This is a genomic window from uncultured Alteromonas sp. (genome assembly GCF_963976965.1).
Lineage (GTDB): Bacteria > Pseudomonadota > Gammaproteobacteria > Enterobacterales > Alteromonadaceae > Alteromonas > Alteromonas naphthalenivorans.
This window is the reverse complement of record NZ_CAXBMP010000020.1, coordinates 41,307-54,330: the sequence shown is the minus strand read 5'-3', so window position 1 is coordinate 54,330 and position 13,024 is coordinate 41,307. Positions and strand designations below refer to the sequence as shown.

Annotated in this window: 10 protein-coding genes; 7 read left to right on the top strand and 3 right to left on the bottom strand. The window is 45.3% G+C overall.

Going from position 1 to position 13,024, the window contains the following annotated elements; all coding sequences use genetic code 11:
• Nucleotides 1–109: 109 nt before the first annotated feature.
• The gene (locus AAC006_RS14880; RefSeq protein ID WP_208805037.1) at nucleotides 110–1,285 is read right to left on the bottom strand and encodes an acetyl-CoA C-acyltransferase; all 1,176 of its coding nucleotides are present in this window, start codon (nucleotides 1,283–1,285) and stop codon (nucleotides 110–112) included.
• A gap of 268 nt (nucleotides 1,286–1,553) precedes the next feature.
• On the opposite strand from AAC006_RS14880, the gene AAC006_RS14875 reads away from it, so the two are divergent.
• From AAC006_RS14875 to AAC006_RS14845, 7 genes are all read left to right on the top strand, one after another.
• Entirely contained in the window at nucleotides 1,554–1,961 is a 408-nt protein-coding gene (locus tag AAC006_RS14875; protein ID WP_013784514.1) for a MerR family DNA-binding transcriptional regulator, read from the top strand.
• A complete protein-coding gene (locus tag AAC006_RS14870) occupies nucleotides 1,958–3,127 on the top strand; it encodes an isovaleryl-CoA dehydrogenase (protein WP_126872152.1) in 1,170 nt (389 codons plus the stop codon). The genes AAC006_RS14875 and AAC006_RS14870 overlap by 4 nt, the downstream gene beginning before the upstream one ends.
• 85 nt (nucleotides 3,128–3,212) lie before the next feature.
• Nucleotides 3,213–4,820, top strand: a complete 1,608-nt coding sequence (locus AAC006_RS14865) for a carboxyl transferase domain-containing protein (RefSeq protein WP_288389373.1) — start codon at nucleotides 3,213–3,215, stop codon at nucleotides 4,818–4,820.
• Nucleotides 4,821–4,836: 16 nt separating this feature from the next.
• On the top strand, nucleotides 4,837–5,631 hold the full coding sequence (locus AAC006_RS14860) for an enoyl-CoA hydratase/isomerase family protein (RefSeq protein WP_338455293.1): 795 nt from the start codon (nucleotides 4,837–4,839) through the stop codon (nucleotides 5,629–5,631).
• Nucleotides 5,628–7,718 (top strand): acetyl/propionyl/methylcrotonyl-CoA carboxylase subunit alpha, encoded by a 2,091-nt coding sequence (locus tag AAC006_RS14855; protein ID WP_338455291.1) that lies wholly within the window; start codon nucleotides 5,628–5,630, stop codon nucleotides 7,716–7,718. Before AAC006_RS14860 ends, AAC006_RS14855 begins: the two co-directional genes overlap by 4 nt.
• 14 nt (nucleotides 7,719–7,732) lie before the next feature.
• Entirely contained in the window at nucleotides 7,733–8,677 is a 945-nt protein-coding gene (locus AAC006_RS14850) for a hydroxymethylglutaryl-CoA lyase (protein WP_049791817.1), read from the top strand.
• 216 nt (nucleotides 8,678–8,893) lie between these two features.
• Nucleotides 8,894–9,874, top strand: coding sequence for a transposase (locus AAC006_RS14845; protein ID WP_041452917.1), 981 nt, complete (start codon nucleotides 8,894–8,896; stop codon nucleotides 9,872–9,874).
• Between the two features lie 140 nt (nucleotides 9,875–10,014).
• Here AAC006_RS14845 and AAC006_RS14840 read toward each other — a convergent pair whose 3' ends face one another.
• A complete protein-coding gene (locus AAC006_RS14840) occupies nucleotides 10,015–10,149 on the bottom strand; it encodes a hypothetical protein (RefSeq protein WP_013784521.1) in 135 nt (44 codons plus the stop codon).
• A gap of 214 nt (nucleotides 10,150–10,363) precedes the next feature.
• Nucleotides 10,364–12,997, bottom strand: a complete 2,634-nt coding sequence (locus tag AAC006_RS14835; RefSeq protein WP_126873693.1) for an EAL domain-containing protein — start codon at nucleotides 12,995–12,997, stop codon at nucleotides 10,364–10,366.
• Nucleotides 12,998–13,024: the final 27 nt, after the last annotated feature.

Genomic DNA, 13,024 nt, shown 5'->3' with positions numbered 1-13,024 from the left:
GCGACGGATAATGAACGCTTTATTAGGATAATTAAAACACAAATGGCACCGGATTGTGGTGCCATTTACTTCAAAGTCATGCTTTTTTGACATCAATCAAGCATGCTGCTTATAGCATTTCAACCGCTAGTGCTACGCCTTCCCCACCCCCAATACATAAAGAGGCAATGCCTTTTGTCGCTTTCTTTTGATTAAGCGCGTGCAGCAAGGTGACCAAGATTCGTGCACCCGATGCGCCAATCGGATGACCAAGCGCACACGCGCCGCCTTTTATATTCACTTTTCGCTCGTCTAATCCCAGCTTTTGAACTGCCAACATAGTAACCATGGCAAAGGCTTCATTAATTTCGAACAAGTCGACTTCATCTTTAGACCAGCCTGATTTAGAAAGCACATTTTCCATTGCTCCAACAGGTGCTACTGTGAAATTCTCTGGCTCTATAGAATGTGTAGCATGGGCTACCACTTTAGCAAGTGGGGCTAATCCCAGCGCGTGCGCTTTGGATTCACTCATAACGAGTAACGCCGCCGCACCATCTGAAATAGAGCTGGAATTTGCTGCGGTTACCGTGCCGTCTTTTTTAAATGCAGGGCGAAGGGATGGGATCTTTTCTGGTCGCGCAGAACCTGGGCCTTCGTCAGTATCAACGACTACATCGCCTTTGCGGCCTGAGATAGTCACATTTACGATTTCATCTTTAAAACTACCACTGTTAATCGCTTCATGGGCTTTTGAAAGCGAACTAAGCGCGAATTCATCCATTTGAGTTCGCGTAATGTTTTCAGCATCCGCTGTATCTTGCGCAAAACATCCCATCGCCTTACCATCGTAAGCATTCTCAAGACCATCTAACATCATATGGTCGAGTACTTGTCCGTGCCCCATCCGATAGCCTGTTCTTGCCTTTGGCAACATATACGGCGCATTGCTCATACTTTCGAACCCACCAGCTACAACCACTTCAGCGCTACCGGCCTTGATTAAATCGTGAGCCAGCATTACCGCTTTTAAACCAGAACCACACACTTTGTTAATGGTGGTTACGCCTGCGCTAAGAGGAAGGCCTGCGCCTAACGATGCCTGACGAGCGGGCGCTTGACCTAAGCCAGCAGGTAAAACGCACCCCATAATAACTTCATCAACGTGGCTTACATCGAATGTATCGCACACCGACTTAATGGCAGTGGCACCTAGTTCGGTGGCGGCTACCCCAGACAGACTTCCATTGAAGCCACCCATTGGTGTGCGCTTCGCTGCTACGATCACTACTGTTTCACTACTCATCACTTGAACTCCTAACCATTTGTAATTTATGGAATAATATTCAACTAACTTTACTTTCGTATAAAAATGTAGACACCCATGTTTAGATAAGCGAACTATCTCACATATGAAAAATTGACGTTAGCAAAATGTTACTTTACCTTAACGTAAAAGGTAATTAACGTTAACGTAAACCTCAATATATTTAGTGTCAAGAATCCCCTTTCATTCAGGGAAAGTCTTTTTGTAAACAGCACAAGACAACGACATAAGACCAAAGGTACGTGTTATGAATAACAACGAGAAAGAGTCGGTATTCGCGATAGGTGAACTGGCAAAAGAGTTCGATATAACTCACCGATCCATTCGCTTTTATGAAGAGCAAGGGCTACTTAGCCCAAAGCGTACCGGGCAAAACCGTGTGTATGACAACAAAGATAGAGTGAGATTAATGCTCATTCTTAGAGGGAAACGATTAGGGTTTTCCTTAGCAGAAGTTAAAACCTTATTCGAAATGTACGACACCAATGGCAATTCCGCCGTTCAGCTAGGCACCATGTTGGAAATGACCGCACAAAAACGGGCTGTACTTCATCAGCAACTTGAGGATATTCAAAGCCTGATGCAAGAACTCGATGAAGTAGAAGCGCGATGCCGTGAAGAGCTAGCGGAATTAGAACAAGGAAAAATTGCATGAATACCTCCTACCCTACATTAAACTTTGATCTTGGCGAAGATATCGATTTATTGCGCGATCAAGTCTTCCAGTTTGCACAAAATGAAATTGCTCCGTTAGCAGAAGAAGCCGACGCTAATAACCAATTCCCCAATGCATTATGGCCCAAGCTGGGTGAAATGGGTTTGTTGGGGGTTACGGTATCAGAGCAATATGGCGGCGCCGATATGGGTTATTTAGCCCATACCATCGCAATGGAAGAAGTGAGCCGCGCATCAGCAGGTATTGGCCTGAGTTATGGTGCGCATTCTAACTTATGCGTAAACCAGATTTTTAGAAACGGCAACGACGAACAGCGAGAGAAGTATCTGCCTAAATTAGTGTCTGGTGAGCACATTGGCGCGTTGGCCATGAGTGAGCCTAATGCGGGTTCAGATGTGGTGAGTATGAAGCTGCGTGCACAAAAGCGCGGCGATAAGTATATCTTGAACGGCAACAAGATGTGGATCACCAATGGTCCAGACGCCCATACCTTTGTCATTTACGCAAAAACAGACCCACAAGCCGGACCCAAAGGGATCACCGCATTCATTGTAGAACGTGATTTCCCAGGCTTTACCCGCGCACAAAAGCTAGACAAATTAGGCATGCGCTCTTCAAACACCTGTGAACTTGTATTCCAAGACTGTGAAGTACCTGCAGCAAATATTCTGGGTAAAGAAGGCGAAGGCGTTAGGGTGCTCATGAGCGGGCTAGATTACGAGCGGTTGGTACTGTCTGGTGGCCCCTTGGGCATTATGCAAGCCTGTATGGATGTGGTTGTACCCTATATTCATGACAGAGAGCAATTCGGTCAATCTATTGGTCAATTTCAACTTGTTCAGGGCAAAGTGGCCGATATGTATACCCAAATGAATGCCGCCAGAGCCTACGTGTACACCGTTGCAAAATCTTGCGATCGCGGTGATACCACCCGAAAAGACGCCGCTGGCGCCATTTTATATTCTGCAGAATTAGCCACCAAGATGGCCTTAGACGCCATTCAGCTTTTAGGTGGAAACGGTTATATCAATGAATATTCCACGGGCAGATTATTAAGAGATGCCAAGTTGTATGAAATTGGTGCGGGTACCTCAGAAATTCGCCGAATGCTTATTGGCCGCGAATTGTTTAACGAATCAAAATAATAATTATAACGTGTCAGTTCAGCTTTTTGCTCTTAACGACAGACTGTGCGGCTTATAAGGTCGCACTGAACAAACAGGAGGGGGTATGTCCGTTCTACGTTCAAAGATAAATACAAAATCAGACACCTTTGTTGCCAATGCGCAGCACATGCAAGCACAAGTAAATGACTTGGTTGCAAAAATAGAACAAGTTTCATTAGGCGGCGGGGCACAAGCTGCCCAACGCCATCAATCACGCGGAAAATTACTTCCTCGAGACAGAATTAACGCCTTAATTGACGACAACACGCCCTTTTTAGAAATAGGCCAATTGGCGGCGTGGGATGTGTACGACGATTATGTACCCTGCGCGGGCGTAGTAGCCGGTATAGGTTGCGTGGAAGGTATTGAGTGCATGATAGTGGCTAACGATGCCACGGTAAAAGGCGGCAGTTATTACCCGCTTACCGTGAAAAAACACTTACGCGCACAAACCATTGCAGAAGAAAATAACCTGCCGTGTATTTACTTGGTAGATTCAGGCGGTGCGAACCTACCCTATCAAGATGAAGTGTTTCCCGACAAAGAACACTTTGGCCGTATTTTCTTTAACCAAGCCAACATGTCGGCAAAGAATATTCCACAAATTGCGGTGGTAATGGGGTCATGCACAGCTGGCGGTGCCTACGTGCCCGCCATGGCAGATGAGAGCATAATTGTAAAAGAGCAAGCCACCATCTTTTTAGGTGGACCACCACTAGTGAAAGCAGCGACAGGTGAAGTGGTAACTGCCGAAGAGCTTGGCGGCGGTGACGTGCATACCCGAATTTCAGGGGTAGCAGACCAATTAGCCAATAACGACCATCACGCACTATCTCTTGCAAGAAATGCAGTTTCTAGGCTTAACCGTACCAAACATGTCGCATTGGATGTGGCAGAGCCGAAGCCCCCGCGCTTCGATGCTAAAGAGATTTACGGCATCGTGCCTGCCGACTCAAAACAAACTTACGATGTGCGAGAAATTATCGCACGGGTAGTAGATGATTCAGACTTTGATGAATTTAAACCCTTATACGGCACTACGTTAGTGTGCGGATTTGCGCGCATCTTCGGCTATCCGGTGGGCATCATCGGCAATAATGGCATTTTATTCGGCGAAAGTGCACTAAAAGGCGCACACTTTGTTGAGTTGTGTGCAATGCGTAAGATTCCCCTCGTATTTTTACAAAACATCACTGGTTTCATGGTGGGTAAACAGTACGAACATGGCGGGATAGCTAAACACGGCGCCAAGATGGTTACTGCCGTTGCGTGTGCCCAAGTGCCTAAAATTACCGTATTAATTGGCGGTAGTTTTGGTGCAGGAAACTACGGGATGTGCGGCCGTGGGTACGACCCCAGATTTCTATTCATGTGGCCAAATGCTCGCATATCGGTAATGGGCGGCGAACAAGCCGCTGGCGTACTCGCTCAAGTGAAGCGGGATCAAAAAGAACGTGCAGGTGAAGCCTGGACCGACGAACAAGAGCACGCCATCAAACAACCGGTTATCGACACCTACGAGAAACAAGGACATCCATATTATGCCTCAGCCAGATTATGGGACGACGGCGTTATCGACCCTGCTGATACCCGCACAGTGTTAGGCCTATCGTTATCTGCGGCATTAAATCAACCTATACCCGACACCCGCTTCGGTGTCTTTCGCATGTAGTTGAGGGGAATTTATTATGGAACAAGCAGTTACTTATCACGTAGACGAAAGAAACGTTGCCCTTATTACGTTAAACCGCGCTGACAAACACAATGCATTTAACGATGACATGATAGCTACGTTAACCGAGCTATTTACGCGCGCTGGCAACGACAGCAGCGTTCGCGCCGTAGTTTTACAAGGCGAAGGAAAGAGCTTTAGTGCCGGTGCCGACTTAGAGTGGATGAAGCGCATGGCGCAGTACGATGAAGCCAAAAATCATATCGACGCTATGGCGCTGGCTACTATGTTACACACCTTATACACCCTGCCTAAGCCCACTATTGCCCGCGTGCAAGGGGCGGCATTTGGCGGCGCAGTTGGTCTTATTGCTTGCTGCGATATTGCCATTGGAAGCAAATTGAGCAAGTTCTGTTTAAGCGAAGTAAAAATAGGCTTAATCCCCGCCACTATTAGCCCTTACGTGATAGAAGCTATGGGCGCACGGGTGTGTAGACGCTATTTTCAAACCGCAGAAGTCTTCTCTGCCCGCCGAGCTCGGAGGCTAGGGCTGCTTAGCGAGGCTGTGACCGAAGATGAACTTGATAGCACTATAGACGATATTGTCACCCAAATTTTAAAAAACGGACCCGTGGCGGTATCGCAAGCCAAAGCCTTAGTGCAGCAAGTTGCCAATGCGCCTATTAATGCTGAATTGCTTGATGATACAAGCAAACAAATTGCCAAAATAAGAACCTCGAAAGAAGGGCAAGAAGGTTTGGGGGCGTTCATCGAAAAGCGCGCCCCAGCGTGGCAGGAGAAACAAGCATGATTAAAAAATTACTGATTGCTAATCGCGGCGAAATTGCATGCCGAGTGATGCGCACAGCGAAAGCCATGGGTATTCAAACGGTGGCGGTTTATTCAGACGCTGATGCAAATGCCTTACACGTTTTACAGGCGGATGAAGCGGTTTATTTAGGCCCTGCCCCCTCGAAAGATAGCTATTTGCGCGGAACTGCAATTATTGAATACGCCAAAAAGCTTGGTGTAGATGCCATTCATCCTGGATATGGTTTTTTATCTGAGAATGCCGAATTTGCTAAATCATGTGCCGCGCACGATATTATATTTGTGGGCCCACCTGCGTCTGCCATAGAAGCCATGGGATCTAAATCTGCGGCCAAGAAAATTATGGAAGATGCCGGCGTGCCTTTGGTGCCAGGTTATCACGGAGATGATCAAGATGAGGCTACCTTAAAGCAAGCCAGCGATGCAATGGGCTATCCTGTGTTGCTTAAAGCTGCTGCCGGCGGCGGCGGTAAAGGCATGCGTCAGGTTTGGAAAGAAAGCGAGTTTTCGGCGGCGCTAAGTGCAGCAAAAAGAGAGTCGATGGCAAGCTTTGGCGATGAACATATGTTGGTTGAAAAATACCTCACCCGGCCGCGCCATGTTGAGATACAAGTTTTCTGTGACACCCATGGTAATGGCGTGTATCTATTTGAACGTGACTGTTCAGTGCAGCGTCGTCATCAAAAAGTGATAGAAGAAGCACCTGCCCCTAATTTTCCTGCCAATATTCGGCAGCAAATGGGCGAAGCGGCCCTTCAAGCAGCAAAAGCGATTAATTATGTAGGTGCGGGAACCGTTGAGTTTTTGTATGACGAAGACGGCTCGTTCTATTTCATGGAAATGAATACCCGCTTGCAAGTAGAGCACCCTGTTACGGAAATGATTACCGGTGAAGACTTGGTTCGCTGGCAGCTAGATGTAGCAGAAGGAAAAACCCTGCCCAAGACCCAATCAGAATTAACGCTAACGGGACACGCATTCGAAGCGCGTATTTACGCCGAAGATCCCAACAATGATTTTCTGCCCGCCAGCGGCACGCTCTCGCTTATCAAGACACCCATGCTATCAAGCCCGACTTCCTATCAAAATAGCCAGTCGCTAAACAAGACACCCACGTTATTTAGCCAAGGATCAACAAGTAAAGTACGCATTGATACCGGCGTACAGCAAGGTGACGACATTAGCGTTTATTACGACCCGATGATATCTAAACTCGTTGTATGGGGTGAGAACAGAGAAGCTGCTTTAAAACAATTAGTTAGTGCACTTAAGCAATATCACATTGACGGCGTAACCACGAATATTGATTTTCTTATCGACGTGGCTTCAAGTGCGCCTTTCATTAGCGCTGAATTAACCACAACTTTTATTGATAAACATACTGACACCCTGTTCAACAATCAGAGTCAATCAGTTGATGCTGAGCTTCCCGCAATAGCACTTTTGTCTGTACTTTCACGTAATCAAAGTACAGCGAAGAGTAATTCACTGCCCTCACCTTGGGGGATTGTTGGCTCGTGGCGCCCCAACATGGGATATCAAGAATCCCTTTCGATTATGATGGGTGATGAAGTTCATTCACTCACAATAAAACATATCGCCCAATCAGGTAATAGCCTGAATCAAAAAGGTATTTCCCTTGAGGTAATCACGGATACGGAAAGCATTGAAGCAACTGGTCATCTTGCTGGTGATGAATTAATTGCCTCTGTAGATGGAGTAAGACGGACATACCATTTCTCGAACAACGAAGGTCAATTTGGCTTATTTAGTCAAGACTCAACCTGCCATTTTAAGGTCTTAGCACCTGATATGGGGGATGACGACAACCACAGTGGTGCAAGCTTAGATGCACCAATGAATGGTACCGTGGTGGCTCACTTAGTTGAGGTTGGTAGTAGCGTCAAAAAAGGTGCACCGCTACTTATTATGGAGGCCATGAAGATGGAACATAGTATTACAGCGCCTTGCGACGGTGTGGTGCAAGGCTATTATTATCAACCTGGTGAGTTGGTAGATGGAGGCTCAGTGCTAATTGATTTCGATTCTGAGTCAGAAGTTGAATGAGTGTGGAAACCGCTATGAAGACACCCATCGTAAATTCACCCTCTAACCCTGCGACTCACTTTCCCTCTAAAGTGAGGATCGTGGAAGTTGGTGCTCGTGACGGGTTGCAAAATGAAAAGGCGATTCTTAGCGCTAAAGACAAAATACATCTCATCAATTTGCTTAGCGCAAGTGGTTTAAAGCGTATTGAAGCTGGCAGCTTTGTTTCTCCCAAGTGGGTTCCTCAGATGGCAGATTCTGACGCAGTTTTCAATGGAATTAGCCGTTCCAATGATGTTATCTATTCAGCCCTGACCCCTAACCTAAAAGGGTTTGAAGCTGCGCTGTCTGTTGGCGTTGATGAAGTTGCTATATTTGGCGCGGCTTCTGAATCTTTTTCTCAAAAAAATATTAACTGCTCAATCAGTGAAAGCCTAAAAAGATTCGAGCCCGTTATTGCGGCCGCAAACACGCATAATATCCCAGTTAGGGGCTACGTATCTTGTGTGATGGGCTGCCCTTATGAAGGAGAAATATCTAGCGACTCGGTAGCGCAGGTTTCCAAGGGTCTACATGATATGGGCTGCTATGAAATTTCACTTGGCGACACCATTGGAACCGGCACTCCAGCATCTACTGCTCGTTTGCTCGAAAACGTTTGCCACCACGTACCAGTTGCCGACTTAGCTGTCCACTTTCATGACACCTATGGCCAAGCATTAGTCAATATCTACACCGCGCTACAATTTGGTATATCGAGCATAGATAGCGCTGTCGCAGGCCTTGGGGGCTGCCCATATGCTAAAGGCGCCAGCGGAAACGTGGCGACAGAAGACGTTCTGTATATGCTAAATGGACTTGGAATTGAAAGTGGCGTAAGTATGGATAAGTTGCTTGTTGCCACTGAATTTATCTCTTCTGTATTAAACAGAAAACCAGTGTCTAAGGTAGCTAATGCATTGCTTGCCAAGGTAAATTAGATTCACTTCCTTCGGCATTTAGCGCAACCAAGACATCCATTGTAAAATAAAGGGTCAATTCAATAGTACTATCAAGACACCCTTAGTAAAGGTCAGCTAACCGGACACCCACGATAATACAAAGAATCAATTCGATTAATTCACACCTAAGATACAGGTTCATCAATTGCAATTGATTGCTAGCATGGACGTATATGAATTTACTGGATGTTAGCCGTGCCGCAATCAAGACGCAGCCAAATCAGCCTTGCTGATACTCCTTATTATCACTGCGTTTCACGCTGCGTTAGGCAATGCTACCTATGCGGTGTTGATCAGAATTCGGGAAAAAGCTTCGAACATCGAAGAGGCTGGGTCGAGCGCCGCTTATTAGAGTTAGCTTCGGTGTACTCCATTAATATTTGTGCTTATGCGGTGATGAGCAATCACGTTCATGTAGTCCTGCATGTTGATAAACAAGGTGCCAATTCATGGAATCTAGAGCAAGTTCTAACCCAATGGCACCGTATCCATAAAGGCACTCTACTTACCCAAAGGTATCTTAAGGGTGAGCGCCTCTCGGAAGCCGAATTACAAACAGTAACCGATACTGCTGAAGTTTACCGCCAGCGCCTGTACGACATTAGTTGGTTTATGCGAAACCTTAATGAGTTCATCGCTAGGGCAGCTAATAAAGAGGATGAGTGTACAGGACGATTTTGGGAAGGAAGGTTTAAATCCCAAGCTTTATTAAATGAAAGCGCCCTACTTTCCTGTATGGCTTACGTGGACTTAAATCCGGTTAGAGCTAATATAGCGACAACGCCTGAAAATTCTAGGTACACCAGTATTCACTCACGAATACAGGCAATGAAGTGCAATTCGAATACTTCTGAATTACTACCGTTCACAGGAGAGTGTGAACAACACGACTCCAAACTATTATCCGTTGGCCTACCCGACTACCTTGAACTCGTCGATACAATGGGAAGAATCATTCGTGACGACAAACCAGGTTACATAAATAGCAATTACGCCCCGATATTGTCTAGATTAGGGATAAAACAGATGCATTGGCAGACGCTTACCACTAGCTTCGAAAAGTTATTTAGTTATGCGGCTGGGTGTGAAGTTACAATGAGAAAGTTTAAGCAAAATACCAATAGGCAGCGAGTAAGGGGAATAAAGAACGCAAAATTGCTTTCCCACGCAAGTTAGTTACTGTCTTCTGTTCGTAAATATGAGCTAAATTGATAAAAGTCTCCCTTTTTGACTCTCCAACCCATTAACGTTAAAGGTTAATTTGTAGCCCTACCTTAGTGGTAACACTACGTCCTTACTAACCTTTTTTAAACTGTCTAAATAAGCACATCACATCCATAAATAATCGCCGAGTCAAATACTTGGGCCTTTTTAAACTTCTGCTCGGCTAATAAAACTAACGAGACACCCACTGTATTTCCTTGAGCAGGAATGAGATTAAAAACCTTCATTAGGGTGGATGTCCTCATATCTTTTATATTTTCACCACAAATCCTAGTTAAATGTAAACTTGGGTGTCTTCGTAAAATTAAGTAGTCTTATAAGCTAAGGTTTCCCTGATAACCTTCTTAAGATGGGTGTCCTGTTAGCTCTCTGATAGCGTTATTAAGTTGGGTGTCTTGATAACTCTCTTGATAACTCTTATAACGTCTGAGAATTCTTAATCTAAGCAGGTTCTCGATTACCACTTAATGCCAACCAAGACTCATTAGCTTTCCAGGTCGTTAGCCATTGTGAAACTTGATTAGCTGGCATAGGCTTAGCAATGCCATAACCTTGCGCTAACACACATCCCAAGCGGATCAGCGCAACGCCGTGTTCAACTGACTCTACGCCTTCCGCAATCACTTCTCGTTTAAATGCTTTTGCTAATCCCACAACACCTTCAACAATCGCTAAGTCATCGGTGTCATCTAACATGTCTCGTACAAAGCTTTGGTCAATTTTGATTAAGTAAGCTGGCAAACGTTTAAGGTAAGTAAGTGATGAGTAACCAGTACCAAAGTCATCTAAAGCAAAGCTAACCCCTAAATCGTGACACGCATTCATTGTTGATGATACTTGAAAGGTATCTTGAAGCGCGCTGGTTTCCAAAATTTCCAGCTCTAAATAGCCTGGGTCTACGTCGGGGTGCGCCGCTAAAAGTGTTTGTAACCGAGAAGTAAAGTTGTCTTGCTGCAGTTGATGTGCACTAATATTCACACTTACGGGCAATGAAATACCGCGTCTCTGCCAATGCGAAATTTGTGTTAAAGCCGCATCAATAACCCACTCTCCTACTTTCAAGCTGATACCATGTCCTTCAATAACTGGCAAAAATTCGAGCGGTGGAATCAAGCCGCTTTCAGGGTGCTCCCAGCGGAGCAAAGCTTCTACACCAATCACTTCACCAGAGCGCATATTCACCTTAGGTTGGTAGTGTAAGACAAACTCTTTGCGATCCAACGCAACCCGAACATTATCAATGCTCTTGTTATAGGAATTAATCGCGTTATCTTGCTCTAAATCGAACTGATGATATCGGTTTTTCCCCCCCTGCTTTGCAACATACATGGCTTGGTCTGCGTGGCGTATCAACTGATCCGCATCTACGTTATCTTGAGGGAAAACAGTCACGCCAATACTGGCCGACACTTGCATAACCGCCTCAGCAATATTGACGGGGGCCGAGGCAGATTTAAGAAGTCGATTTAGAACATGCTCACAGTCACTAAACTCATCCAAATTAGCCATAATAATAATGAATTCGTCACCGCCAATACGTGCAATGGTATCTCCTGCTCTTAAGCTAGCTTTTAAGCCATTGGAGACTTCAACCAAAAACTGATCACCAATGTCGTGTCCGTAATTATCATTAATCGCTTTAAAACCATCTAAATCCATAAATGCGACGGCCAGTGAATTTTGTTGTAGCTGACTGTGCTTAATGGCTTGATTAAGTCGCTTGGCAAGCAAGACTCTGTTAGGTAAGTTGGTCAGCAGATCATAATGCGCTATTCGTTCTAACTTACCTTCATTGAACTTAATTTCGGATATGTCGGTTGAGAGTGATACATAATGTTGCACCTGCCCTTCCGCGTCTTTGACCGCACTTATTGTAACCATCTCAGGATAAACTTCACCATCCTTACGACAGTTCCAAATCTCACCTCTCCAGTGCCCATCGGTGTTCAGCGTATTCCACATGTTTTTATAAAACTGCGCGCTGTGTCGTCCAGACTGAAGAATTCTAGGGTTCTTCCCTAGCACTTCCGATTTGCTGTAACCGGTGATTCGGCACAACGTATCGTTCACTTCAATAATAGTCGCCGAGGCGTCGGTTATAATAATGCCTTCGTTCGCATGAGTGAAAACGCTGGCAGCACGCTTTAGTGTCTCTTCAGACCGATTCTTTTCGATAGCGATACTCGCTAAACTTGCAGTTTGCTCAATTAGCGCAAGATCAGTATCCGAGGGATTATTAATACTAGAGTGATAAATAGCAAAAGTACCGAGCACAGCGCCTTGCGTAGAACGAATTGGTTCAGACCAACAAGCCCCTAAATTAGCGCGTTCAGCTAACGCTTTGAAATTTTCCCAGTAAGGGTGTGTTTGAATATCTGCCACGATGACACGTTCGTTAGTAAACGCCGCTGTACCACAAGAACCCACGCCCATACCTATCTCTACACCATCAATAGCATCGGTATAAAATTTAGGAAGACTAGTTCCAGTTCCGTTGCGCAGATGCCCCCCTGAATCCTCAAGGATCAAGATGCTGCACATCATTTCTGGGTTATTAAGCTCGACCACGCTGACAATGGCGTCTAGCACCTTTTTTAGAGGTTCTCCGCTGGTAATGAGTTCTAATACCTCGCTACGCGTTGTTTCTCTTAACTCGTTCTGCCTGCGTTTAGTAACGTCTCGGATAACACCAACAATAAATCGTCTATTATTGCGGTCGATAAATCGGCTCAGTTTAGCAAGTACTACCCGTGCCTGGTTGCCCTTACCTTGCAGGGCTTGCTCTATGACTTTATCTTCTCCGGTATCTAAAACATACTGATCGCTGTGCGCTAACTTCACCCATTCTTGTGGGTAAATTTTATTTGAGAAGGTTTTTCCAATGAGTTTTTTTCGAGAAACGTTTACAAGCTCACAAAAGGCGTTGTTAGCAACTAAAAGTTTACCCTCCCCGTCTTTTATAAATACAGGGTCAGCTGATATATCCAAAAACGCATTAAGATAACCCTCTAATTCCTCGGGATCTTTTACTGGCAATGCTGCCGGACCATTGTTTTCTTGCTGTTTATAAGACATATGTGAAACCAAACTTGATTACTAAAG

What these genes read in the sequence shown, in the direction of transcription:
- AAC006_RS14850 (WP_049791817.1), top strand. Translation starts at nt 7,733, where the DNA reads ATGAAGACACCCATCGTAAATTCACCCTCTAACCCTGCGACTCACTTT.
- AAC006_RS14840 (WP_013784521.1), bottom strand. Translation starts at nt 10,149, where the DNA reads ATGAAGGTTTTTAATCTCATTCCTGCTCAAGGAAATACAGTGGGTGTC.
- AAC006_RS14855 (WP_338455291.1), top strand. Translation starts at nt 5,628, where the DNA reads ATGATTAAAAAATTACTGATTGCTAATCGCGGCGAAATTGCATGCCGA.
- AAC006_RS14865 (WP_288389373.1), top strand. Translation starts at nt 3,213, where the DNA reads ATGTCCGTTCTACGTTCAAAGATAAATACAAAATCAGACACCTTTGTT.
- AAC006_RS14835 (WP_126873693.1), bottom strand. Translation starts at nt 12,997, where the DNA reads ATGTCTTATAAACAGCAAGAAAACAATGGTCCGGCAGCATTGCCAGTA.
- AAC006_RS14880 (WP_208805037.1), bottom strand. Translation starts at nt 1,285, where the DNA reads ATGAGTAGTGAAACAGTAGTGATCGTAGCAGCGAAGCGCACACCAATG.
- AAC006_RS14875 (WP_013784514.1), top strand. Translation starts at nt 1,554, where the DNA reads ATGAATAACAACGAGAAAGAGTCGGTATTCGCGATAGGTGAACTGGCA.
- AAC006_RS14860 (WP_338455293.1), top strand. Translation starts at nt 4,837, where the DNA reads ATGGAACAAGCAGTTACTTATCACGTAGACGAAAGAAACGTTGCCCTT.
- AAC006_RS14870 (WP_126872152.1), top strand. Translation starts at nt 1,958, where the DNA reads ATGAATACCTCCTACCCTACATTAAACTTTGATCTTGGCGAAGATATC.